Source organism: Allosalinactinospora lopnorensis (assembly GCF_000981225.1).
Classification (GTDB): domain Bacteria; phylum Actinomycetota; class Actinomycetes; order Streptosporangiales; family Streptosporangiaceae; genus Allosalinactinospora; species Allosalinactinospora lopnorensis.
Genome location: NZ_LAJC01000011.1, coordinates 1 through 24,085, shown reverse-complemented (window position 1 = coordinate 24,085; position 24,085 = coordinate 1). Strand labels below are relative to the sequence as shown.

The 24,085-nt window shown below is 70.3% G+C and carries 19 protein-coding genes and 3 pseudogenes; 4 read left to right on the top strand and 18 right to left on the bottom strand.

The features are described 5' to 3' along the window. Window positions 1–14: 14 nt before the first annotated feature. On the top strand, window positions 15–1,508 hold the full coding sequence (locus VS93_RS26730) for a hypothetical protein (protein WP_052745563.1): 1,494 nt from the start codon (window positions 15–17) through the stop codon (window positions 1,506–1,508). Between the two features lie 12 nt (window positions 1,509–1,520). Here the strand turns inward: VS93_RS26730 and VS93_RS33275 are convergent, their stop codons facing one another. From VS93_RS33275 to VS93_RS05950, 3 genes are all read right to left on the bottom strand, one after another. Continuing rightward, the gene (locus tag VS93_RS33275) at window positions 1,521–1,856 is read right to left on the bottom strand and encodes a DUF6985 domain-containing protein (RefSeq protein WP_394298793.1); all 336 of its coding nucleotides are present in this window, start codon (window positions 1,854–1,856) and stop codon (window positions 1,521–1,523) included. A gap of 148 nt (window positions 1,857–2,004) precedes the next feature. After that, window positions 2,005–2,187, bottom strand: coding sequence for a DUF397 domain-containing protein (locus VS93_RS05955; protein WP_046469012.1), 183 nt, complete (start codon window positions 2,185–2,187; stop codon window positions 2,005–2,007). A 27-nt stretch (window positions 2,188–2,214) separates the two neighbouring features. After that, window positions 2,215–3,081 (bottom strand): helix-turn-helix domain-containing protein, encoded by an 867-nt coding sequence (locus VS93_RS05950; RefSeq protein ID WP_201776560.1) that lies wholly within the window; start codon window positions 3,079–3,081, stop codon window positions 2,215–2,217. Between the two features lie 270 nt (window positions 3,082–3,351). Here VS93_RS05950 and VS93_RS05945 point away from each other — a divergent pair, with 270 nt between their 5' ends. Then, window positions 3,352–3,927 carry an ATP-binding protein gene (locus VS93_RS05945; protein WP_052745562.1) on the top strand — a complete coding sequence of 192 codons (576 nt, stop codon included), beginning with the start codon at window positions 3,352–3,354 and terminating at the stop codon, window positions 3,925–3,927. 91 nt (window positions 3,928–4,018) lie between these two features. On the opposite strand, the gene VS93_RS05940 is transcribed toward VS93_RS05945, so the two are convergent. Then, window positions 4,019–7,057 (bottom strand): alpha-mannosidase, encoded by a 3,039-nt coding sequence (locus VS93_RS05940; protein WP_046469010.1) that lies wholly within the window; start codon window positions 7,055–7,057, stop codon window positions 4,019–4,021. Between the two features lie 883 nt (window positions 7,058–7,940). Between VS93_RS05940 and VS93_RS05935 the strand changes: the two genes are divergently transcribed. Next, on the top strand, window positions 7,941–9,176 hold the full coding sequence (locus tag VS93_RS05935; RefSeq protein WP_046469009.1) for an AGE family epimerase/isomerase: 1,236 nt from the start codon (window positions 7,941–7,943) through the stop codon (window positions 9,174–9,176). A gap of 12 nt (window positions 9,177–9,188) precedes the next feature. Here the strand turns inward: VS93_RS05935 and VS93_RS05930 are convergent, their stop codons facing one another. From VS93_RS05930 to VS93_RS31100, 10 genes and pseudogenes are all read right to left on the bottom strand, one after another. Next, window positions 9,189–10,433 carry a styrene monooxygenase/indole monooxygenase family protein gene (locus VS93_RS05930; protein ID WP_046469008.1) on the bottom strand — a complete coding sequence of 415 codons (1,245 nt, stop codon included), beginning with the start codon at window positions 10,431–10,433 and terminating at the stop codon, window positions 9,189–9,191. Between the two features lie 98 nt (window positions 10,434–10,531). After that, on the bottom strand, window positions 10,532–11,146 hold the full coding sequence (locus tag VS93_RS05925; protein WP_046469007.1) for a GTP-binding protein: 615 nt from the start codon (window positions 11,144–11,146) through the stop codon (window positions 10,532–10,534). Next, the gene (locus VS93_RS05920) at window positions 11,121–11,480 is read right to left on the bottom strand and encodes a DUF742 domain-containing protein (protein ID WP_046469006.1); all 360 of its coding nucleotides are present in this window, start codon (window positions 11,478–11,480) and stop codon (window positions 11,121–11,123) included. Before VS93_RS05920 ends, VS93_RS05925 begins: the two co-directional genes overlap by 26 nt. A 107-nt stretch (window positions 11,481–11,587) precedes the next feature. Continuing rightward, window positions 11,588–13,408 (bottom strand): roadblock/LC7 domain-containing protein, encoded by a 1,821-nt coding sequence (locus VS93_RS26725; protein ID WP_052745561.1) that lies wholly within the window; start codon window positions 13,406–13,408, stop codon window positions 11,588–11,590. A gap of 775 nt (window positions 13,409–14,183) precedes the next feature. Next, window positions 14,184–15,119, bottom strand: coding sequence for an iron-containing alcohol dehydrogenase (locus VS93_RS05910; RefSeq protein WP_269082807.1), 936 nt, complete (start codon window positions 15,117–15,119; stop codon window positions 14,184–14,186). A gap of 79 nt (window positions 15,120–15,198) precedes the next feature. Then, a pseudogene (locus tag VS93_RS32430) lies at window positions 15,199–15,315 on the bottom strand (iron-containing alcohol dehydrogenase); the annotation flags it as partial. A 55-nt stretch (window positions 15,316–15,370) separates the two neighbouring features. Continuing rightward, window positions 15,371–15,635, bottom strand: a pseudogene (locus VS93_RS28915) (aldehyde dehydrogenase family protein); the annotation flags it as partial. Window positions 15,636–16,264: 629 nt separating this feature from the next. Further along, window positions 16,265–17,035 carry a sulfite exporter TauE/SafE family protein gene (locus tag VS93_RS05900; RefSeq protein WP_046469004.1) on the bottom strand — a complete coding sequence of 257 codons (771 nt, stop codon included), beginning with the start codon at window positions 17,033–17,035 and terminating at the stop codon, window positions 16,265–16,267. Between the two features lie 5 nt (window positions 17,036–17,040). Then, window positions 17,041–17,559, bottom strand: a complete 519-nt coding sequence (locus VS93_RS31105; RefSeq protein WP_449353788.1) for an IclR family transcriptional regulator — start codon at window positions 17,557–17,559, stop codon at window positions 17,041–17,043. 137 nt (window positions 17,560–17,696) lie between these two features. After that, window positions 17,697–17,870: pseudogene (locus VS93_RS31100) on the bottom strand (helix-turn-helix domain-containing protein); the annotation flags it as partial. Between the two features lie 285 nt (window positions 17,871–18,155). Here VS93_RS31100 and VS93_RS05890 point away from each other — a divergent pair. Continuing rightward, window positions 18,156–19,676, top strand: coding sequence for an aldehyde dehydrogenase (NADP(+)) (locus tag VS93_RS05890; protein WP_046469003.1), 1,521 nt, complete (start codon window positions 18,156–18,158; stop codon window positions 19,674–19,676). 160 nt (window positions 19,677–19,836) lie between these two features. Here VS93_RS05890 and VS93_RS05885 read toward each other — a convergent pair whose 3' ends face one another. From VS93_RS05885 to VS93_RS05870, 4 genes are all read right to left on the bottom strand, one after another. Beyond that, window positions 19,837–20,427 (bottom strand): nitroreductase family deazaflavin-dependent oxidoreductase, encoded by a 591-nt coding sequence (locus VS93_RS05885; protein WP_236700374.1) that lies wholly within the window; start codon window positions 20,425–20,427, stop codon window positions 19,837–19,839. Window positions 20,428–20,552: 125 nt separating this feature from the next. After that, entirely contained in the window at window positions 20,553–20,948 is a 396-nt protein-coding gene (locus VS93_RS05880) for a DUF779 domain-containing protein (protein ID WP_046469002.1), read from the bottom strand. Beyond that, window positions 20,948–22,471, bottom strand: a complete 1,524-nt coding sequence (gene exaC / locus VS93_RS05875; RefSeq protein ID WP_046469001.1) for an acetaldehyde dehydrogenase ExaC — start codon at window positions 22,469–22,471, stop codon at window positions 20,948–20,950. The genes VS93_RS05880 and exaC overlap by 1 nt, the downstream gene beginning before the upstream one ends. Before the next feature lie 161 nt (window positions 22,472–22,632). Continuing rightward, entirely contained in the window at window positions 22,633–23,925 is a 1,293-nt protein-coding gene (locus VS93_RS05870; RefSeq protein ID WP_046469000.1) for a helix-turn-helix domain-containing protein, read from the bottom strand. Between the last annotated feature and the right edge of the window lie 160 nt (window positions 23,926–24,085).

The window sequence follows — 24,085 nt, the reverse complement described above, 5'->3', positions numbered from 1 at the left end:
GAGGAGACAGCGCAATGGCCAGGAATGGATCGGCGACCGACCTCGTGGCGTCCGGCGCGTTCGCCGGTGTCGCCGGTGGGCTGGTGTTCGGCGCGGCCATGGTCGTGCTGGGCGTGCTACCAACGGTGGCGTCGCTGGTGCGTGTGGACTCGCCGCTGGTCGGGTTCGTCGTCCACATGGCGATCGCGGCGGTCATCGGCGCGCTGTTCGCCGTCCTGGTCCGCCACCAGAGCCCCGGCGCGGGCGAGACGGTGTTCTGGGGGCTGGCCTACGGCATGTTCTGGTGGTACCTCGGCGCTCTCACCTTGCGGCTGGTGGTGCTCGGCCAGCCGGTGCAGTGGACGGTCGCGGCTGCCCAGGAGGCGTTCCCCAGCCTGCTCGGGCATCTGCTGTACGGCGCGACCACCGGTCTTGTCCTCGCGTGGATACGTCAACACGACTCCGACCGGGCCGGGGCGCCGCCGACGGAACGGGCCGACACCCCGGTGAGGGCGGGGGGCATGCTCCGGGGAGCGGTCGCCGGTGTGGTGTCGGCGTGGCTGATCACCGCCGCGGTCGGCGAGCAGTACGGGCCGCTCGCCGTCTCCGCGGCGATGGCGCAGCGGCCGCTGGGGACGGTCACCGCCGCCGTGTTCGGTCTGGGGATTCTCGCCGGCGTGGGGTTCGCGGCGCTGTACCCGCGCGCGCCCGACGCCGCGGGGCCGTCCCTGGTTCGCGGGGCGGGGTTCGGTTTCCTGCTGTGGGTGGTGCTGGGGCTGACGCTGGTCCCGCTGGTCGAGGATGGCGCGCTGGCCTGGTCGGCGCAGGCCGTGGCCGAGGTGTTCGTGACACTCCCGGCATACCTGCTGTTCTGTGTGGCGGTAGCGGCCGTCTACACCTGGATCGACCGGGTGTGGCGGCTGCTGTTCACCGCCCCCGTGGAGCGTGCCGACGACGAGGGGCCCGGCGCCCGGACGCTGCGTGCGGTCGGCCGCGGTGCGCTGGCCGGCTGCGTGGGCGGCCTGCTGTTCACCATGGTCATGGCGCACCTCGACCTGTTCCCGAGGGTGGCCCGGCTGGTGGGCGGGAGTTCGGCCGGTGTCGGGCTCACCGTCCACCTGACCATCGCCCTGATCGTCGGCGTGTCCTACGGGCTGCTGTTTCGGCGGCAGACGCACGACCTGGCCGCCGCGATCGGCTGGGGGACCTCCTACGGCTTCCTGTGGTGGGTACTGGGCGGGCTGACCCTGTTTCCCGTGCTGCTCGGCGGCGAGCCGCTGTGGACCGCGGAGGACGCCGCCAATAGTTTCCCGAGCCTGGTAGGCCACCTTGCCTACGGTGCCGGGCTGGGGGTGACATTCCACCTGCTGGAGGCTCGGCACGACCCGTGGTGGGTGCCGCGCGGCGCCGCCTTCGCCGCGCGGGCGAGCCGGCGCCGCGCCCAGATGGAAAGCTCCGCGCCGGCCGTGTGGACGCTCGTGGTTCTGATGGCGTTCACGGTCACGGTCGCGCTCGGCGGCGCCGGTTGACCCGTGGCGAGCTTAGAAGTCCTGACACGGTGCGCATAGCGGAGGTGCGGCCGCGGATAAAAGGACCGCACCTGGGCACCGCGCGAGGCGCGGGTATCGGCTGGCTTTGCAGACCCGCCGCCCGTCTTCGTAGACCAACTGCAGACCGTGTTCCGGCTCCCAGGACACCTCGCCCCCGAACGAGAGATAGGAGCGCCCTGGCGTCAGCGGACCGCCGCCGAGCCGCCACTCGGGAGGATGATGGAACTGGACGTGCTCCCAGATGTCTGCGGAGTCGGGGATCTCCGGTCGCCGTGCATAAAGGGTTTCCTGCCCGGGGCCGGCGACCGCGTCCAATGCGATCCCCATCCATGCGCAAGCCAGAACCCTCGCTTTCTCCGGAGGCCAAGATTTCTCGGAATTGCTCACGCGGGGCCAACTCCTCCGCCGATCTTGAGGAAATCGTTCCTTTAGACAGCACCGAAGGAACGATTTCCTCAAGATCGGCGGGGGTTAGTTACTCGGCGAGGGGGCCAGAATTAATGGAGGAGATGAAGGCGTGCCAGGAGGCGGCAGGGAAGGAAAGATGACCCTGGTGGGGGTGCTTGGAGTCGCGGAGGGCAACCCCGCGGTCGATACCGGCGACCTCGACGCAGGCACCAGTGTTCGAGCTGTACGACGACTTACGCCATTCGGACATGACGAGTTCCACGGTGCAACCTCTTAGCTACTTGTACTGAGCGAGTGCGCGTTCAACCAGTGCCAGCGATTTTTCCTGGTTCAACGCCCGATCCTTCAAGCCACCAAAGATCTTGGTGAAGTGTTCGATATCGGAGGGCTCTTCGAGGTAAAGCGCCCCCAACCCGTATTCGACATAGACGACATCACCGAAGGTGATGGTCTGATGCTGGAATGCGGGAAACGAGATGATCACGAAGGACCCGTATCCGGCGGGGTGCTCACCCGAGTCGAACGGCAGGATCTGACACGTTACGTTCGGCAGATCGCAGCGTTCTCGCAACTGCTGGAGCTGCGAACGCATGACCTGAGCTCCGCCTACCTCTCGGTGCAGCGCAGCTTCGTTCATGATGGTGTGCAGTTCGAGCGGCCGGTCACCACTCAGCCGCTCCTGACGTGCCATGCGGAGCGCAACATGCTCTTTCGCCTCTTCGTTGGATGTGACGTCAACCGCCGCCCGCGCTAGTGCGAAAGCATATTCCTCCGTCTGCAGCAGACCATGGACGAGTTCTGTCTGGTAGTCCCGAAGTGAATTCGCTTCGGTCTCCAGGCCGACGTAAGCATCAAACCAGGCGGGCGTTGCCTTGTAGGTCCGCCACCAACCACGCTGTCGGGCTGCGTGCGCCAGCTCGAACACGGCCTCGCACTCATCCTCTGAGGCTCCGTAGTACTTCATGAGAGCCTGGGCGGTCCCTGGCTGGATCCGGGTCGTCGCGCTCTCTACCTTGCTGAGCGTGGCAGCGTGCATCCCCGCGTGACTTGCTGCTTTAGCAGCGGTAATGCGCGCGCCTTCCCGGCGCTGGCGAAGCACTCTCGCCAACGTGCGACGCGCGACTGTGGGGCTGGCATCTGCCACCCGACACCTCCTGACGCAGACATGGACATCAATAGTTTCGCTGATCCAGTGCACGATGCCAACTTTTCGCAAGTTGCCAATTTTGGAGTTTCTATAGCTTTGCTTGCCATCCTCTGTGTTGCAGGGCACACTAGCAGTGGCGTCGGTGCTCAGATGGTGACTGAGGGTCTCTGGCTGGCACATGACGCCGACACATAAAAACGGCCCTGGTCGGTGTTGCAGCACCGGCCAGGGCCTTGGCCCCCGACCTGAGTAAGCAGGTGAGGACTCGTGTCCAACCGTATCGGTCCCGTCCCCGAACCCCCGCGCCGTGCCCCGCTGCAGCGCTGCGCCGGGCGGTTCACCGGGTGCCCGCGCAGCGTCAAGGGCGCCCGGGACTGGCTGGCCACCCGGCTGGCCATCGCCGAGGTCCCCGAAGAGCCCGCCGGAAACGCCCTGCTGCTGCTCTCCGAACTGTCGACCAACGCCGTCCGGCACACCGCCAGCGGCGCCGAGGGCGGGGCGTTTCGCGTTCGGGCCTACTTCTTCCACGAGGGACTGCGCGTGGAGGTCCGCGACGAGGGCGGCGCCCCGTTTCCCGCCGAGCTCACCGCGCCCGACCCCGCCGCCGATCGCGGGCGCGGGCTGCTGCTGACCGCCGCCCTCGCCGACACCTGGGGCCGGTTCACCTCCGGGCGCGGACCGGGCGTGTTCTTCCAACTCCACTGGGGTTCGACGACCGTATTCGGCGCGCCCCCGCTGCCCTACCGCGACCGCGGGCGCCGCCGGGCCCGGCAAGTGATCCCCGGGCCGTGGCCGCGCTCGAATCCCGACAACCCCGACCCCGGTAACGGCAGCGGCGCCTGATCACACGGGTGTGGTCCGGGAGCATGCCCCCGGACCACACCCGTACGGTTTCCCGGGCGCTCGGACCCGGGCCCTTGTGCCCGAAGGACCGCTACCCGGCGCGGGAGGCGCGCAGGGTGACGATCTCGAACGGGCGCAGGTCCATCGTGACGCTGTTCTTACCCTCCCGCAGCTCCGGGCCGGACTGCATCGGCCGCTCCAGCAGGTCGACCACGTGCGGCCGCTGCGCCGGGAAGCCGAACACCACCTGGGCACGGGCCCGCGTCCCGCGGGACTCGTACAACCGCACCACAACGTCGCCGGAGCGGTCGTCGGCCAGCTTCACCGCCTCGACGACGACGCCCGGGTGGTCCACCGCGACCAGCGGCGCCACCTCCTCGCTGCCCGGCACGGAGCGCTCGGGCAGGTTGATCCGGTACCCCTCGCGGACGGCGTCGCCGACCTCCGCACCGGGGGCCAGCGCGTAACCGAAGCGGTGCAGGCCCTGGTCGGTCTCCGGGTCCGGGAACCGCGGCGCGCGCAGCAGGGACAGCCGGACCGTCGTGGTGGTGCCCCCGTCGGCGCGGACGTCGCGTGTGACGTCGTGGCCGTAGGTGGAGTCGTTGACCAGGGCGTGGCCGTAGCCGGGTTCGCCGACGTGCAGCCAGCGGTGCGCGCAGATCTCGAACTTGGCCGCCTCCCACGAGGTATTGGTGTGCGTGGGGCGGCGGACGTGCCCGAACTGGATCTCCGACGCGGAGTCGTCGGCGCGGACGTCCAGCGGGAAGGCCGTCTTCAGGAACTTCTCGGCCTCGTGCCAGTCCACCTCGGTCATGACGTCGAGCCGCTTGGCCCCGGGTCGCACGGTCAGCACCTGGGTGACCTTCGACGCCCCGAAGCTGCGGCGCACCCGCACGGAGGCGCCGCCGCCCGGAGCGGGCGCGGACACGGCCGCGACCTCGTCGGCGCCGGTGAGGTCGACCACGGTGTTGCGGTAGAAGGCGTCGACGTCCCAGGCGTCCCACTGGTTCGGGAGGTCGGGGTGGATCTGCAGTAGGTTGCCCGGTTGGCCGGGAGCCAGAGCCTCCCTGTCGCTCTCCAGGTCGAGCACCGACCGCACCAGGCCGCCTGCGTCGATGACCACCCTGATCAGGCCGTTGTCCAGCACGTGCCGGTCGCCGTCGCGGCTGTGCCCGACGGTCCCGGCGGGCGGGGAGGTGCGGGCCCCGCCGAGCGCGGCCACTCCGTTGCGGACGTGTGGGGCGGCGTTGAAGACGATCATGTCATCGCTTGTGGTGTCTCCGGCCAGGGTGCGCTGCGCCGCGTCGATGATCCCGGTGAGCTCCGCGGCGACCTTGCCGTAGGTGCCCTCGGCCTCGCGGTGCACCCAGGCGATGGACGTCCCGGGCAGGATGTCGTGGAACTGGTGCAGCAGGACCGTCCGCCACGCCTGCTCCAGCCGCTCGTAGGGGTAGTCGGTCCCGGACCGGACCGCGGCCGTCGCTGCCCAGAGCTCGGCCTCACGCAGCAGGTGCTCGCTGCGGCGGTTCCCCTGCTTGGTCTTGGCCTGGCTGGTGTAGGTGCCGCGGTGGAACTCCAGGTACAGCTCGCCCAGCCACACCGGGGCGTCGGCGTACTCCTGCCGGGCCTTGGCGAAGAACTCGGCCGGCCGCTCGATCTCCACCTTCGGCGAGCCTTCGAGGTCGCGCAGCCGCCTGGCGCGGGCCAGCATCTCCCGGGTCGGACCGCCGCCGCCGTCGCCCCAGCCGAACGGGGCCAGGGACCGGTTGCCGCCGCCCTTCTCCCGGTAGTTGCGCGAGGCGTGCGCCATCTCCCCGCCGGACAGGTCCGAGTTGTAGGTGTCGACCGGCGGGAAATGCGTGAACACCCGGGTGCCGTCGATGCCCTCCCACCAGAAGGTGTGGTGCGGGAACGTGTTGGTCTGGCTCCAGGAGATCTTCTGGGTGAGGAACCACTCCGAGCCGGACAGTTTCACGATCTGCGGCAGCGAACCGGAGTAGCCGAACGTGTCGGGCAGCCAGACCTCGCGCGTCTCAAGCCCGAACTCGTCGGCGAAGAACCGCTTGCCGAAGACGAACTGCCGGGCCAGCGCCTCCGCGCCGGGCATGTTGGTGTCCGACTCCACCCACATCCCGCCGACCGGGACGAACCTGCCCTCGGAGACCTTCTTGCGCACGCGCTCGTAGACCTCGGGGCGGTGCTCCTTGATCCACGCCAGCTGTTGGGCCTGCGACATCGCGAACAGGAACTCGGGGTGGTCGTCCATCAGCGCCGTGACGTTGGAAGCGGTGCGCGCCACCTTGCGCACGGTCTCGCGCAGGGGCCACAGCCAGGCCGAGTCGATGTGGGCATGCCCGATGGCCGAGACCCGGTGCGCGCTGGCCTCCGCCGGCGCCTCGAACGCGGGGGCGATTACCGCGCGGGCCCGGGCGGTGGTCGCGGGAACGTCCTGCAGGTCGACCGCGTCGAGCGCCCGGTCCAGGGTCCGCAGCAGCTGCCAGCGGCGCGGCGCCCCCTCCGGGAGCTCCCGCATGAGCTGGTCGAGGACCTCCATGTCCTGCACCAGGTTCCACACCGTCTCGTCGAACACCGCAAGGTCGACGCGGTGGATGCCGTACAGCGGCTCGCTGTGCGCGGTCGTGCGGTCACCCAGATGTGTGGGCTGGAACGGGGGAACGCCCAGGATCACCGGGTTGGCGGCGGCCTCGACGTAGTACTCCACCCGCTCGCCGCCCTTGACCGGGGTGTCGATCCGCAGCCACTGGTTGCGCGGGCTGAGCCCTTTCACCACGGTGCCGTCGGACCGGTAGACCAGGCCCTCGCACTGGAAGCCGGGCATGCGCTCGTCGAAGCCGAGGTCGATGACGGCCTCGACCGTGCGCCCGCCCCATTCCTGCGGGACCTCGCCGCGGACGCGGAACCACGTGGTGCCCCACGGAGGTCCCCATCTGTCCCGGACCGAGGCCGGCGTGTACTGGGCACTCAATCCGTCCTCGACCGCCACCGGCTCCCCGGGCGCGTCCCAGCGGGCGATCTCCAGCGGGACGGACTCCGGATAGACAGCAGGGCGGATGCGCTCGTTGAGGACACGGGTGATGCGGTCTTGCGCCAGCTTGCGGTCGTCGTGCATGAAGCCCCCTCAGGTTCTGCGGTCTGCTGCCCGTCCCCGTGGGTTGTGTGGTACGGGCCGCCGGTGGTCCGGCCCTGTCGTGTGGATCTCCAGCCCTCGCCAGCGGGGCACTGGGAGAGGAAGGCACGCCCGTGCTCCGCCGCGGTCCGGGGAGAACCGCTCATCGGCGGTCCGCGTGCTCTGGAAACGGTGGCGTCCCGGCCATGGCTGTCAGGTCGGTTCCCGATCGGAAGTGATCACCAGACCTCCCGGAGGATGTTCCGGCCTTCAGGCCGGGGAGGAATCCGGCTTCCACGGGCCGCCGGTCCGCAGCCGACGTGAGCCAGGAATCCCCTTCCTTCAGGGAGGGGAGGAGTCAATTCGGTCGTGCGCACGGGTGACCTCCTCGGTGTCCGGACGAGGGAACCTGGGCGGCCGGGTGCCGGGGCACGAGTCCCCCACGGGAAAAGCCGGGCGTACGGAAGTGCAGGAGACAAACCGGTTGAGTTCCTCGTGACGAGAACGAACCTGCCCTAACGGGGAGGGAACGTCAATACGAGAGCGGCGTTTCTTTGCCGATCCGGTGCGCTGCGCTGGAGGAAGGGACCGATCGGTTTCGCCCGGGGAGTCCGAGCCCGTCGTTCAGGAGGTAAAATTCCACGGCACGCGAACATAAGCGATCAGTCGCCACGGACCTCGGCGATACATGGGGGCGCCCGCGCCCTCCCTGCTTTCGGGCCCGGACCACTCCACCGCGGTCGTCTGTGGCAGCAATGATGGGGTCATCCGACGCACGCCAGCGGGGTTCGCCGGCGTGCTGGCCCTGCCCGCCCGCGAGAACACAGCCACCGTGCCCACCCCTGACCCGCCGCCGCCCCGAACCGCTGACGCCGGATGGAGTTACATGTCGCACCCCTGGATCGATCGGCCGGCCCACAAGGCGTGGCTGCACAGCGAAGCGCAACGGCTGCTGTCCTTCGGGGCAGCGGCCGAACGGCCCGAGGCCGGTTTCGGCTGGCTCGACAACAATGGGCTCCTTGAGGCCGTACACGGAACACCTACCTGGGTGACCTGCCGGATGACGCACGTCTTCGCGCTCGCGCACATGATGGGGGTCCCCAGGGCGGGCACGCTCGCCGACCACGGAGTCCGGGCGCTGCTGGGTCCGCTGCGCGACACCGAGTACGGCGGCTGGTACGGCGGCATCAACCCCGAGGACCGGCCGACGCAGACCGCCAAGTCGGCCTACGAACACGCCTTCGTGCTGCTCGCGGCCGCGTCGGCGGCCGCGGCCGACCGGCCCGGCGGCCGGGAGTTGCTGGACCTCGCGATCGCGGTGATCGAGGAGCGCTTCTACGACGAGAAGCTCGGGCGCTGCCACGAGTCCTGGGACCGGGCCTGGACGGAGTCGGAGGAGTACCGCGGCATCAACAGCCACATGCACCTGGTGGAGGCGTTCATGGCCACCGCCGAGGTCACCGGGCGGTCCCACTGGCTGGAGCGCGCGCTGCGCATCGCCGAGTTCGCGATCCACGAGGTGGCGGCAGACCACGACTGGCGGCTCCCCGAGCATTTCACGACCGACTGGCAGCCGCTGCCGGAGTACAACACCGGCGACCGCGCCCACCCGTTCCGCCCCTATGGGGTGACGGTCGGCCACCTCCTGGAGTGGTCGAGGCTGCTCGTGCAGCTCGACCAGGCCTTTGGGGCGGCGGCCCCCGGCTGGCTCATGAGCGACGCAGAAGCCCTCTTCGACGCCGCCGTGCGCCGCGGCTGGCACGTCGACGGGGCGCCCGGCTTCGTCTACACCCACGACTGGAACGACGCCCCTGTCGTCCGCGAGCGGATGCACTGGGTGCTGACCGAGGCCATCGCGGCCGCCGCCACCCTGCTCCGCCGGACCGGCGACCCCGAGTACGACCGCTGGTACCGCACCTGGTGGGACTATGCCGAGCGCGTCTTCGTCGACAGGGAGCGCGGCAGCTGGCACCACGAGCTCGGTCCCGACAACCGCCCTTCGGACACGGTGTGGTCCGGAAAGCCCGACGTCTACCACGCGTTCCAGACCGCGATCCTGCCCCTCTACCCGCTCACCCCGGCGTTCTGCTCTGCTGTGGGAGCGGCTCCGGAGTGGGACTGAAGGCCCCGGCGCTCACCCCGGCAGCAGGCTTCTGCTGCCGGTCACCCGCTCAAGGTAGCCGCGCGACTTCTCCTCGCCGGTGGCCCAGGCGTCGAAGTCGGACGGGTCGTTGAACCCGTTGATGAACCGGTCGGCGATCTCCTGGTGCGTGTTCGCCGCGATGTAGAGCTCCATGAGCGCCGGCGAGGGGGACATCAGCGCCGTTGTGACGTGCCCGGCCATGTAGCGGGCGTACTCCCAGAAGCCGTCGAACGTCCGGAGCATGAACTCCTCGTCGAAGGGGCGGTCCCCCTGCTCCAGGATGTTCTTGAGTGCGACCTCGGCGCTCCTGCTGGCGTTGTTGGCGTCCTGGGCCATGTGCGGCTGGCAGACGAGCACGGTGTCGCCCAGCCCCATGATCCTTCCGCCGGAGGGCAGGGCGGCCACCGGATGCCGGACCACCGGCTGCGAGTAGTCCACGGCCACCGAGCGCGCGTCGGCCAGCGCGGCGCCGCGGAAGCGCTCGTACTGCTCGGTGCTGCGCTCCCGGATCGTCTCCAGCATCAGGTCCAGGTGCTCCCGCGGACGGATCCGCTGCGGCCAGGATCCGAGCGGGCCGGTGGAAGGGCCGCAGAAGTAGATGAGCTGGCACGGCCCGGTCACCGACATCGTGGGCACGGTGACCAGGAACCCGAGGTCGGGGAACATGTGGATCTCGGCGCGGCAGGGATGGGCCTCCTCCGATCCGGTTCGCACGTAGGCCATGACCGACGCGTTCGGTGGAACGTCGGGCAGCGTGTACGCCGGGTTCGCGGGGAACATCTCGGCCAGCCCGGAGTGCCCGGCGGCGACCACCACCAGATCGAACATGTGCACCATGGCGTTGAGGTCGCTGCTGGTGACCGGGTGGATGATGATCTTGCCGCCGCGCTGCTCGAACATCTCCTGCCATACGGGCATCTTCAGCCGCTCGTCCACGGACTGCGCCCCGGCGCTGAGCCGCCCCGTCCAGTCGAACCCGGGGACGCCCTCCATGCCGGCGAACGTGTAGCGGCAGCTCGTCACGGAATCCGGTGCGGTGTCGCCGAGGTGCAGGCCGTATTCGCGTTCGAACCGCAACGCGTCGGAGAACTGGATCTGGATCGAGACCGCGCGCCCATTGCGGACCTCCTCCGCTGTACGGGCGGTCATCAGGGTCACGTCGTAGTCGTGGTGCAGCAGGGTCAGCCCGAGCTGCAGCCCGGCCTGCCCTCCGCCGACGATCAGTATCTTGCGCATCGGTTGGTTCCACATCCGCGGTCATCGTGAGCCGGACGGACCGGCCTGGACTGCCCCGGAAGCCGGTCTCCTGCGCCGGGGCGGTGACGGTCGCGCCGTCAGGGGGCCAGCGCCGGAGCGCTCTCGTACGTCAAGGAGTACCGGACGAGCTGGGCCAGCACCCCCGCGGTCTCCTGCCTGCTGCGCACATCGCAGAGGAGGATGGGAACCTCCGGGGCGAGGGCCATGGCGTCGCGCACGTCCTCCACGGGATGCATGGGCACTCCTTCGAACCGGTTGAGCACCACCATGAAGGGCATATCGGTGTGCTTCTCGAAGTAGTCGATGACGTGGAAGGAGTCGTCGAGCCGCCGGGTGTCCGCGAGCACGATCGCGCCGATCGCTCCGCGCAGCAGGTCCTCCCACATGAACCAGAACCGCGACTGGCCCGGGGTGCCGAAGATGTACAGGCGCAGGTCCTGGTCGATGCTGAGCCGGCCGAAGTCCATGGCGACGGTCGTCGAGGTCTTGTCCGGGGTCGCGCTCAGGTCGTCGTGGGTGACGCCCGCCTGGGTCATGACCGCCTCGGTGTTCACCGGTGGGATCTCCGAGACCGCTCCGACCATCGTGGTTTTGCCGGCTCCGAAGCCGCCGGCGATGACGATCTTCGCGGAGGTCTTGGCCGCCTGCCCCGGCGACCGCGGGAAATCACTGGGCGATTGACTCGAGCCCATGGAGGATCCTCTCCAGGAGATGGCGGTTCGAGGGCTGGTCGCGCCGGACCGTCGGGTGGATCGTGATCCGTTCCTGTTCAGCGAGGTCGCTGATCAGAATCCGGGCGACGCCGATAGGCATCGCCAGTCTCGTGGCGATCTCGGTCACGGACGTGGCTTCCCGGCACGCGAGGTAGATCTCGCGCTGCTCGGGGGTGAGTGCCGCGAAACCGGCGGCGTTCATGCTGATCGTGGAGACCAGCGTTTCGAGCAGCAGGGGAGATGGCGACCTGGTCCGCCCGCCTGTGAGGCTGAACGAGCGAACCCGGTTGCTCCTCCCGGGAGTGCCATTCAATTCGATCGTCTCTCCTCGTCAATGCCTGGCACCGGTTCGCGCCTCTGAGCGCGCTCCGGGGACGACGGGGGTTCTCCGTCTTCGGCGGGCCGTTCCTTCGGCCCTGTTCAGCTGACGGTCGCTTCCCGTAGTTGGGATCGCAGTTGCGGAGTCAGGACGTGCGCGGCCTTGTCCGCCAGCATGGCCATCTGGTAAGAGATGACCTTCATGTCGCTCTGTTCCCCGGCGAGCACGGTGAAACAGCTTCCGTCGCTCAGCGCGACGATGAAGAGACGGCCGTGTTCCATCCGGACCACGGTGCGTTCGCACCGGCCCTGGTCGAAGAGCCGGGACGTCTCCTGGGCGAGGCTGAACACACCGCTGGCCACGGCGGAGAGCTTCTCCGCCAGTTCGAAGCCGAGGTCCTCCGATGCCGCGAGTCGAAGGCCGTCGCTGGAAACGACCAGCGCGTGGCGGACACCTGGCACGTCGCGGACGAAGTTGTTCACCAGCCAGGTGAACTGCTCCACTTGGGAGGCGCCGGCGCTCATGCTGCTCCGCCTTTCCCGGATCGGGGGAGTGCGGGGCGATCCCCTCTTCCGCTTCTTCGTCGGGGGTGTTCTCCTCGCTGCCGTCCGTGGTGTCCAGCCGGCCTCCCTTGCCGGGGCCCTCGTCCGCGGAGCCGTCGCTGTCCTCTGCCGCGCCCGCGTGCTCCCGGTACTCCCGCCGCCCGCTGACGTAGCCGTCGAACTCCGCCCGGATGCGCTCCGCGTAGGTCGGCGTCCCGCCTTCGGGCGCCGCGCCGTCCTCGGGTGGGGTGCCGCGGACGGCGACGAAGTCGTCCTGTGTCTCGTCCTGCCGCTCGCCTCCGGACGCCTCCCCGGCGGGGGCGGGCGGCACGCCCCCGTGCGGGGTTCTTCGGGGCAGCGCCGCGAGCCCGTTGTCGGTGTCCTGGGCCTGGCGTTCGGCGGGCTGGCGGCGCGGCAGTTCCGGTAGCTCCTGCGTCGCGGGCTGCGACGGGTCGGGATCCGGTGCCGCCGGGCGCGCTTCGCCGTCGACGACGCGCAGTCCAGGGGTGCCGCGCCCGGGGTCGCGCTTGGGGAGTTCGGGCAGCGGTTGGCCCGCCCCGCTGGGGTCGTCCGGCCGCCGTGCGGTGGCCGGGGGGTTCTGACCGGCGCGGGCCTGGGACGCGGGGCGCCGGCGCTCTCGCCCGTCTCCGGCATGGACTGTCCGTTCCCGCTCTGCGCGCTGGAGGCCTGGCTCACTTGGGCGATCCCGGCCGGCGCGTAGACGAACGCGCTCGTCCCGCTGAAGGGGCGGGTCTGCAGTTGCACTTCGATGCCGTGCCGGTGGGCCAACAGACCGACGACGAAGAGCCCCATGTGCCGGAGCGTCTCGTCGGTGAGAACCGGGGACTCGCGCAGCTCGGCGTTGATCCGGGCGAGCTTGTCCGGCGGTATCCCGATGCCGTCGTCGGCGATCTCCAGGACGAGCCCGCCGTCGTCCCGGTAATGGCCGCGCACCGTTACATCGGAGTCGTCGGAGGAGTTCGCGAGGGCGTTCTCCATCAGCTCGGCCAGCAGGTGGCTGATGTCGTCGGCCGCGATGTCCCGGACGTGCAGCTGGGGCAGTTCCTGGATGCGCACCCGGGTGTACTTGTCGATCTCCGACAATGCGGCCCGGGTCACGTCGTGCAGCGGAACCGGGTCCTGGTGCCCGGTGGCGATCGGTTCCCCCGCCATGACCAGGAGGTTCTCGCAGTTGCGGCGCATCCGCGTGCCCAGGTGGTCGACCCTGTAGAGGATCTCCAGCAGGTCGGGGTCGTCCTCGCGGTCCTCCAGCCGCTGGATGAGCAGGAGCAGGGACTCCACCAGGGTCAGGTCCCGCATCGCCAGGTTGGCCAGCGCCTTCGGCAGCAGCTCCCGGTGGGCCGTGCGGACCTGCGGCACCGGGGCCGTGGTCGGGCTGCTGTCCGGTGCGGGCGGCGGCGCGGGGGGCCGCGGGCGGGTACGGGGCGGCGGGCTGCGGGGCCGGCGTATGGGGAGGGGTGTATCCCGCTGCGGGCTGGGGGCCGTACTGCTGCTGGCCCCAGTAGCCCGGGTATCCGCTGCCGTACGGCGGCGGGTAGGCCCCTGCGGGGTGCGCTCCCGGGTACCCGATCGGGTCGGTGCCCGCGGGGCGCTGCTGCTCTGCTGACCGGCGGCCGCGGAACAGGCGCTTCCAGCGAGAGACCCGCTTCGCCGGACGGCCGGGTGGACCTGCGGTGTAGCCGGACACGGGCGTGGCTCCGTACCCGCTCTGGCCCGCCCCTGGACCTGTCCGCTGCTCTGGCCGGGCCGAGTACTCCAAGACCGGTCTCCTTACGATGAAGCCGAACGACGCGGGGCGCGACCGCGATGGATCAAGGCGCTCGGGCGCCGGGCATGTCCGCCAAACGGTGGACATGCTCCCACCACCGACAGATCCTTGCAGTTGGCGGGCACCTCGGTTTAGTGGCGCACGGCGGGATCGCCCTGATCGTTGCCAATGATGTGCTATACCGTTTCCGGCTCGTGATGGGGGAGTGGCCCCGGGGAATCCCCATACCGCCGTAAACCCGGTGATGGGCGGCGATGGCTCGCCGAACCGGACCAAACGGTGCGGAACGCGCATCGCGTTCGCTCGTCCGGGCGGTGCGCGGGACGACGGCGCCGGCCGCCGGCAGGCGCAGCGGCCGGTGGAGGGTCAGCCCCCCAGAGACCAGTGCAGGTCCTCGATCTCGGCCGTGGCCGGGACGCGGGGATTGTTGGCCGGGGAACCGGAGTCCCGGGCCTGCGCGGCCATGAGCGGTACCAGTTCGTGCCAGCGCTGTTCGTCGATCCCGTACTCCCGGGGCGAGGGGACCGCCAGGTCGCGGTTCAGCCGGTGCAGCTCATCCACCAGCCGGGCCGTGGCCGAGTCGTGGGTCTCGGAGGAATCCGCGATGCCCATGGCCCTGGCGCAGTCGGCGTACCGGACGGGCGCATCGGGGATCGAGAACCCGGTGACCGCCGGCATGAGCATGGCGTTCGACAGCCCGTGCGCCACCCCGAAGTGGGCGCCGATGGGCCGGCTCATCCCGTGGACCAGGGCGACGCTGGAGTTGGAGAAGGCGAGCCCGGCCTGGGTGGCACCGAGCGTCATCGCCTCGCGCGCCGCCCTGGCGGAGGAGTCGGCGTAAGCGGTGCGGAGGTTCGCGGAGATCGTGCGCATGGCGGCGAGCGCCAGCGTGTCGGTGAACGGGTTCGCCTTGACGCTGACGTAGGCCTCGATGGCGTGGACGAGGGCGTCCACCCCCGTGTCCGCGGTCAGCCGGGGCGGCATTCCCACGGTCAGCTCGTAGTCCACCAACGCGGTCTGCGGCAGGAAGGCGAGTCCGCCGCACAGCATCTTCTCATCGGTCTCACTGTCCGTGATGATCGTGAAACGGGTGCACTCCGAACCGCTACCGGCGGTCGTCGGGACGGCGACCACCGGCAGCGCGGGGACGTCGGTGGTCACAGGGGCCTTGTAGGCGCGCATCTCGGTGTCCCCGGTGCCCAGGAGTGCGACCGCTTTCGCCGTGTCCATCGAGCTTCCGCCGCCGATCCCGACGACGCAGTCGGCGTCGCCGTCGTCCAGCATCCGGGTGGCGCGGCGCACCGATCTCCGTGGTGGGGTCCGGAGTTGTCCCGGTGAACATCCTCGGCGCCGCTCCCGAGTGTTCGAGGTCCCGCAGCAACCGCTGCAGGAACGGCTGCTCCGCGATGAACGCGTCGGTCACGAGCAGCGGGCGGGAATGCCCGAGGGAGGCCAGGACGTCGGGCAGCTCCGAGGACGCGCCGCCGCCGATACGCATGACGCGAGGCAGGGCGATGGGTGCGGTCATGGGGGCTCCGTAAGTTGTGTCGGCGTCAGCGGCTGCGCGGGAAGCCGGGCCCCAGGCCGCCCGGCCCCCTCCTTCCGCGGGGCGGCGAGCTCGTGGAGCCACCCGCTGGTCACGGTCTTCGTGCGGATGAAGAAGTGGATTCCGTCCGCCCCGTAGGCATGGCTATCACCGAACAGTGAGGACTTCCAGCCGCCGAAGGAGTGGTAGGCGACCGGGATCGGTATCGGCACGTTCACCCCGACCATGCCGGCCTCCACCTCGTTCTCGGGCCGGCGGGCGGCGCCGCCGGTGCCGGGGTAGAGTCCGGCGATGTTCATCGCCGGCGCGGTCATTCCGCTTTCTTTCGAAGCCGGTCGCGGTGAACGGTGCGGGTGGAGATCTTGTGATCCAATTCTCCGAGCCGATTGTTGTGGATCTCCAGTGCCCTGTAGCAGTGCTCAGGGGAGAGCTTTTGGCCCAGTCAAGGGGCGATGAGCTGCAGGTCGGAGATGCGTCGATCCAGAGATATGGAGGAGTCTCGCCTCGAATCCAAGGGGGTTCGGGTCGCGGGAACGCGGGATAGGGAGAAACGGCCGGTCTCTCGCCCCTGCTGTATCGGTGGAGACTCATCACAGGGGTCGTCCAGCGAATTTCCGAACATGATTCCATGATCCACGACCGGGTGCGGGACATCGGATTCGGAAGCGCGACTATGAACAATCCCCTCTTTGCCTCTCATCGTCCGAGGGGCGAGCCGATCGCCTCAGATGTGTTCTCTCGCACCCCTGTGGTTCCCCGGAGGGCGCGAAGCTGAGGTGCCGTGCTCGCCGACGCCGTATTGGAGTGCGTGCACGTGCCCGGCTGTCAAGCGCGCTCGGCGCGCCACCCGAGAGGGGACAGGCCCCGACCCGCGGGTGCCGGGGGCACCACCGCGGAACGCTCACGCGAGGGCCGACAGCCAAAGGTGCGCGGCGAGCCCGAGCCCGCCGAGGGCGATCGCGATCCGCAGCGGCCGCTCCGGCAGTCGGCGCACGAACGCTGGCCCCGTCCAGCTGCCGATGAGGCAGCCCACGGCGAGCACGCCGGCGGCCGCCCAGTCGACGGGGGCGAGGAAGGCGTAGGCGAGCGCGGCGACGAGGTTGGCGGCCCCGGTGGAGATGTTCTTCAGGGCGTTGGTCACCGGCAGCGGCTCGGTCAGAGCGAGGGAGAGCACGGCCAGCATCAGGACCCCCGCCGCGGCGCCGAAGTAGCCGCCGTAGAGGCCGACCAGCACGACCGCGCACGCGAACGGCAACGTGGAGCGGCGGGCGCGCTCGCGCCCCTGCGCCCGCGCGTCGGCGAGGCGGCGGAGCGGGTCGCGCATGAGGAGCAGTACGCACCCCAGGGCGATGAGCCACGGGACGACGAGCTCGAAGGTGGCCGGCGGGGTGTTGAGGAGCAGCAGCGCCCCGAGCGACCCGCCCGCGCCGGCCAGTCCGACGAGCGTGATGATATGGCGTCTCTGCCCGCGTAACTCCCGATGGGATCCGGCCGCGGCCCCGACCGTGGTCGAGAACATCGCCACCGTGTTGGTGACGTTGGCCGCGATCGGCGGCAGCCCGGCGGCGAGCAGCGCCGGGTAGCTGAACAGCGAGGCCAGGCCCGCCATCGAGCCGGCCAGGCCTGCTGCGACTCCCGCCAGGACGAGCAGGAGAGCGGAAGCGGGGTCCACGCTTTCTAGACCCCGGAGACGGGGACGTCGCTCGACGAGAGGTCCACCGGGGCCATGCGCTCGATGGCCAGCCTGGTGCGCTCCATCGCCTTCACGATCTCCTGCTCCCGCTTCTCGTCGAGATTGGCGGTGGGCACCGAGCAACTGAGCGCGTCGATCGGAGGGCTGGTGTAGCGGAGCGCGAAACCGAAGCAGGTCACGCCGGCGTAGTTCTCCTCGTTGTCGATCGCGTGTCCGCGCTCGCGGGTCCGCCGCAGATCGCTGATGAGCGCGTCGTAGTCGACGAGGGTGTTCGGGGTGAGCGGGGTCAGCTTCCGGGGGATGTGGGCGTCCACGTCCGAGTCGAGGCGCTCGGCCAGCAGCGACTTTCCCATAGCGGTGCTGAACGCCGGGAGCCTGCGCCCCACACGGCTGAACGGGCGCAGGTAGCGGCTGGACTCCTTCGTGGCCAGATACACGATGTCGCCGCGGTCGAGCCGCCCGAAGTGGAGTGTCTCGTCCAACTCCGAGCTGAGGTCGTTGATGTGCGGCTGGACGATGCGCAGGTGCGAGTCGGTGTCCAGGTAGGTCGTCCCCGCGAGCAGGGCGCGGATGCCGATGCTGTACTGCGTCCCGGTCGGTCCGTGCGGACCCAGCCGTGTTCGACGAGGGTGCGGATCAGGGCATAGACGCTGCTCCGGGGAGCTCCGAGCGCGTCGCTCAGTTCCCGCAGGCGGGCCGGGCGGTTCTGCCGCGAGGCCAGCAGTTCGAGCAGCTCCACGGTGCGTGCCGCGGACTTCACGGCGCGTACGCCGGTCTGGGTCTCACCTGCCGCTGCTTCTGACGGCGGGGTCATCGCACCTCTTTCTCGCGTGTTCGCTTTCTCGCCTACCTGGTCGAGCTGTTGACAGGTTAGCAAGATGCCAGCAGACTACTCTGAATATATCTATTGTCTATATAGAAAGACAGTGCGACTGCTATGTATACACATAAGCGTAGTCGCACGTCGAGAGCGGAGGCCGTCACGGGTGCCTCTCGTCGGAGAGAGGAAAGTCACCGAACGGCCTGAGAGGTTCGGCGGACGCGCCGCCGATGGCGCGCCTGTCCGAATCCGCGTTTCCATCCGTAAAGGAGCTGTCCTGTGTCCGAGGTGCTGAGCACCGACCCACGTACCGGCGCGACCACGGGAACCGGGATCAAGCAGCATACGCCGGCGGAGGTCGACGAGGCCGCCACGCGGGCGCGCGCTGCGTTCAACGATCTCGCCACGCGGGACCGGGCGTGGCGTACCCGGTTGCTGCGGGCGATGGCCGACGAGCTCGACGAGCGGCGTTCTGAGATCGTGCGCACCGCCGACGCCGAGACCGGCCTCGGCGAGGCGCGCCTCAATGGGGAACTGACCCGCACCTGCTTCCAGCTACGCCTCTTCGCCGACACCGTCGCCGAGGGAAGCTACCTGGAGGCGACCATCGACCACGCCGGCGAGACGGAGGTGGGGCCCCGGCCGGACCTGCGGCGGATGCTGATACCGCTCGGCCCCGTTGTCGTCTTCGGAGCGAGCAACTTCCCCCTGGCGTTCTCGGTGCCGGGCGGCGACACGGCGGCGGCCCTCGCCGCCGGCTGCCCGGTGATCGTGAAGGCCCACCAGTCCCATCCCCGGACGGCGGAGCTGTGCGGCTCCGCGCTCGCCGCCGCCGCGAAGGCGCTCGGCGCCCCCGATGGCATCATCGCGGTCGTCTACGGCAGGGAGGCCGGCGCCCGGCTCGTGCAGCACCCGGAGGTCACGGCCGTGGGTTTCACCGGGTCGCGGGGCGGGGGCAGGGCGCTGCTCGACCTGATCAACCAGCGCCCCGACCCGATCCCGTTCTACGGGGAGCTCAGCGGCATCAACCCGCTGGTGGTCACGGAGGAGGCGGCCGCGGAGCGGGGTGCGGAGATCGGTACCGGCCTGGCCGGGTCGTTCACGCTGGGAGCCGGGCAGTTCTGCACCAAGCCCGGCCTCGCCTTCGTTCCGCGCACCGACGCGGGCGACCGACTCCTTGAGTCGCTGTCGGAGGCGGTCACGGCCTCCGGCGCGCAGGTGCTGCTGAACAAGAACATCTGGGAGAGCTTCGCCTCGGGAGCGGACTACCTGTCCTCCCTGTCGGGCGTGACCGGGGTCTCCTCCGGCGCCGCGGGCGAGGGGAACGGGTTCACCGCGCAGGTGCGCCTGCTCAGCATTGACGCCACCGCTGTGGACGACCGTGTCGTCGACGAGTGCTTCGGCCCGCTGCTCCTCGCCGTCCGCTACTCCGGGCGCGAGGAACTCCTCGGTGCGCTGGCGCGTCTCGAACCCTCGCTGACCGCGACGGTGCACCTCGGCGAGGAGGAGGCCGCGAGCAGCCGGGAACTCCTGGACGAGCTGCGGGAGCTGTCGGGCCGGCTGGTGGTCGACGGCTACCCCACGGGTGTCGCGGTCGCCTGGGCCCAGCACCACGGGGGACCCTGGCCGGCGACGAACGCCGTCCACACCTCGGTCGGCCCGACCGCGATCCGCCGGTTCCTGCGGCCGTACGCCTGGCAGAACGCCCCTGCGGCGGTGCTCCCGCCGGAGCTGCGCGACGAACCGGCCGCGATTCCGCGCCGCGTGGACGGGGTCCTCACCCTGCCCGCGACCGGCTGAGAACCGCGAGCACCGGCGGAGGGAACCGTTCGGCGTAAGCCGCTACCGTATCGATCGGTCCGCGTGCTGGTTTCGCCTTGCGGTCCCGCCGTCTCCCGCAGCGGCGCCCCCGACCCGCCGCTGCTGGGCGGGCGGCCCGTCCCCCCGGGCCGCCCGCTCCCTATCCGCGGGGGGCGGGGCGCAGCAGGACCACGGGTACACCGTGCTCGGGATCGGAGCCCACACGTTCGTAGTTCGCGGCCGATCCGTCGACGTAGAGTCCGAGGGCCCTCAGCAACGACGCCGCGGCGCGCGGATGCCGACGGGCGTACTCCGCCAGGCTCCGCCCCGACTCCTCGGCCGGCAGCGGGCGCGCCGTCCCTTCGTAGCGGCGCCATCCGATCTGGAAACGCACGCGCGGCCGGTGCAGGATGTTCCGGAACCACTGGGAACGCGCCCCGTAGCCCGAGGCGACCAGGAAGCCGCCCGATTCCCTGTGGTACCCCGCGACCTCCAGCACCACCTGGCGGGGGCGCCCGCTCTTGCGGCCGATGTGGGTGAGCAGCACGAAGCGGTGGCCGAGCAGTCCGCCCAACCCGAGCCGGTAACACCAGATCGGCGCTCGGTAGATCGCCCGCTTGACAGGGGTGCGGGGCGGTTCGGAGAACGTCAATCCCATCTCCTCGGCCGGGCCGTGCGGCGGCTTCAGGCGTCCCTGCCACTCCACAGGGGCGTCGGGACGGAGGAGTCCACCCGGCAGCCGGTCGGGCACTACCTCCAATCCCGGTTCTTCAGGGCCGGGTCAAGTCGCCCCTCCGATTCTCCCAGAGCGGGCACGGAATCCACCGCGGGGCGGGCGGCCCGTCCTCCGGGCCGCCCGCCCCCTTCCTGATCCGCTCAGGGAAGAGTGGCCGCCTCCGTGTCGGTGAGCAGCCGGGAGCGGATGATGAACCGTTGGCCGGTCGGCGCCTCCAGCGAGAAGCCGCCGCCGCGGCCGGGCACGACATCGATGGTCAGGTGGGTGTGGCTCCAGTACTCGTACTGGGAGCGCGACATCCACACCGACACGGGCTCGGGCGTGCCCGGATCCAGGTCGCCGAGGTGCACGTCGGCCGTCCCGATGCGGAACTCGCCGGCCGGGTAGCACATCGGCGAGCTGCCGTCGCAGCAGCCGCCGGACTGGTGGAACATCAGCGGCCCGTGCTCGGCGCGCAGCGTGCGCAGTAGCGCGGCCGCTTCGCTGGAGACCGCCACCCGCGACCGGGCGGCTCCCTCCTCTGTCCCGCCGGGCATCAGAAGAGGCCCAGCGCCGAATCGGAGTAGCTCACCAGCAGGTTCTTCGTCTGCTGGTAGTGGTCGAGCATCATCCGGTGGTTCTCCCGGCCGATGCCCGACTGCTTGTAGCCGCCGAACGCGGCGTGCGCCGGGTAGGCGTGGTAGTTGTTCACCCACACGCGGCCGGCCTGGATGTCGCGCCCCGCGCGGTAGGCGGTGTTGCCGTCCCGGCTCCACACGCCGGCACCGAGGCCGTACAGGGTTTCGTTGGCGGTCTTCATCGCGTCGGCGTAGTCGCCGAACCGCGTCACCGACACCACGGGCCCGAAGATCTCCTCCTGGAAGATGCGCATGCTGTTGTCGCCCTCGAAGACGGTGGGGGAGACGTAGTACCCGCCGGAGAGCTCGCCGCCGAGGTCCACCCGCTCACCGCCGGTCAGCACCTTGGCCCCCTCCTTCCTGCCGATGTCGATGTAGGAGAGGATCTTCTCCAGCTGGTCGTTGCTGGCCTGCGCGCCGAGCATCGTTTCGGTGTCGAGCGGGTCGCCCTGCTTGATCGCCCGGGTGCGTGCCAGGGCGTCGCCGAGGAACTCGTCGTAGATCGAGCCCTGGACGAGCGCGCGGGACGGGCAGGTGCAGACCTCCCCCTGGTTGAGGGCGAACAGGGCGAAGCCTTCCAGGGCCTTGTGGTAGTAGTCGTCGCGGGCGGCGGCGACGTCCTCGAAGAAGATGTTGGGGCTCTTGCCGCCGAGCTCCAGCGTCACCGGGATCAGGTTCTCGCTCGCGTACTGCATGATCAGCCGGCCGGTCGTGGTCTCCCCGGTGAAGGCCACCTTGCGGACCCGGAGGTTGGACGCCAGCGGTTTGCCGGCTTCGGCGCCGAAGCCGTTGACCACGTTGACCACACCGGCGGGGAGCAGGTCTGCGATGGTCTCCATGAGGAGCAGGATGGAGGCCGGGGTCTGCTCGGCCGGCTTGAGGACGACGGCGTTCCCGGCGGCCAGCGCCGGGGCGAGCTTCCACGTCGCCATCAGCAGCGGGAAGTTCCACGGGATGATCTGCCCGACGACGCCGAGCGGTTCGTGGAAGTGGTAGGCGACGGTGTCCTCGTCGAGCTGGGAGACCGAGCCCTCCTGGGCGCGGATCGCCCCGGCGAAGTAGCGGAAGTGGTCCACGGCCAGCGGCAGGTCGGCCGCGAGCGCCTCCCGGACGGGCTTGCCGTTCTCCCAGGATTCGGCGACCGCCAGTTTCTCCAGGTTCTGCTCGATGCGGTCGGCGATGCGGTTCAGGGCGTTCGCCCGTTCGGCGGGCGGGGTGCGGCCCCAGGCGGGGGCGGCGGCGTGCGCGGCGTCCAGAGCCAGCTCGATGTCGTCGATGTCGCCCCGGGGGACCTCGGTGAAGGCCTTCCCCGTAATGGGCGTGGGGTTCTCGAAGTACCGGCCGTTCACCGGTTTCCGCCATTCGCCGCCGATCCAGTTCTCGTATCGGGACGCGTACTCCACCAGGCTGCCGGGTTGTCCTGGAGCGGCGTAGACCGTCATGGCGAAACCTCCCACGGGTTGGCTGAACGATTGAGCGCGTGTCCCGCGGTGGACCCGCGGGGCGTCGTGTTGCGGTGACGCTAGTCACGGGAGGGTTGCCGGCAGGTTGCACGCGCATGCACCGCTGTGCGGGACCGCGCGTTCCCGCAGCGCGGGCGCTGTCACCAGGCGATGCGCTCCAGCCGGGCCCGGACCAGTTCCCTGCGGGGGGAGCCCGCAGGAAGCGCGTGCAACGCGGCTTCGAGGACGCGCGGGTCCTCGCGGCCGTCCGGCCGCTCGGCCCACGTCAGCAGGACCTCGGCATCAGCATTCTGGGTAAGGGCCGCGTGGATCTCGCAGTCCAGCTCGTGGCGCGCGTCGATCACCTCGGGTGCCTCGGAGTTGGGAAGCACAGGGCCGGTGTAGCCCGCCAGGGCCCGCCGGTAGTCGCCGTCGGCGAGGTGGCGTCGCACGTCGTCGACGTCGGTGGTGACCGCTGTCAGCAACCGGTAGGGGCGCGAGGTCAGCACGCCGTCGCCGAGCAGCCGGCGCAGCCGCGACATCTCCGCGCGGACGGTCACCGCCGAGGCGTCCCGCTCGTGCAGCCGGACTCCGAGCCCGTCACCGGACAGCCCTTCGGGATGCCGCGCGAGCAGCAGCAGGATCTCCGAATGCCGTCCGCTCAACCGCAGTGTGCGCCCGTCCACACCGAGCAGCGCCTCGTTGCGGCCGAGCACCCGCAGGTGGGCCCGGGCGGGGGCGGCGGGACCCTCCTCGCAGAGAGGGGCGGGGATCGGGGGCAGTACGCCGTTCATGCGCTGCACGCGCAGCTCGGCCTCCGCGGCGGCCGCCGTGGCCCGGACGAGGGCGAGCGCGTGCGGGGAGGCCACGGTGTCCTCGCCCGTCAGGTCGAGTACGCCGAGGACCTCCCCCGTGTCGGGGTCGCGGACGGGGACCGCCGCGCAGCTCCAGGGCTGGACATTGCGGGCGAAGTGCTCGGTGGCGAAGATCTGCACCTCGTGGTTCAGGGCCAGCGCCACCCCGGGCGCGTTGGTGCCGGCAGTCTGCTCCCGCCAGTTGGCCCCCTCGACGAAGTGCATCCGCTCGGCCTGGGAACGCAGGGCGTGGTCGCCCTCCACCCACAGCAGCCGCCCGGTGGCGTCCCCGAGCGCGACGATGTGCGGGCTGTCCTGAGTGGCGTTGACCAGCAGCCGGCGGATCAGCGGCATCACCCGGGAGAGCGGATGGGAGCCGCGGTACTCGCGGAGGTCGTCCTCTGCCAGTTCCACCCCGGGGAAGGCGATGTCGGGGTCCACGCCGTTGAGTACGCAGCGCTGCCACGATTCACGCACCAGGCCCCGCAGCCGGTGCGGGGTGTGCCCGGAGGTCAGGAATCTCTCGCGCGCCACCGCCACCGAACGCCGGAGCTCGTGCGGGTCGGTTCCCCGCGGCCAGGCGTGCCAGGTGCTGGGCATCCGTCCTCCTTCCCGACAGGGGGCACCTTCGCGGGGGCGCCGCCCCGGACGGCCTGCCGGAGCCCTCGATGGCAGTGAGGGGGTGCCACCGGCCGGTCTCCACGGGCCCGGGAGCGATAGATACCCGGTCATGTCGCATAGATGCCGTCCTGTGCCCGAT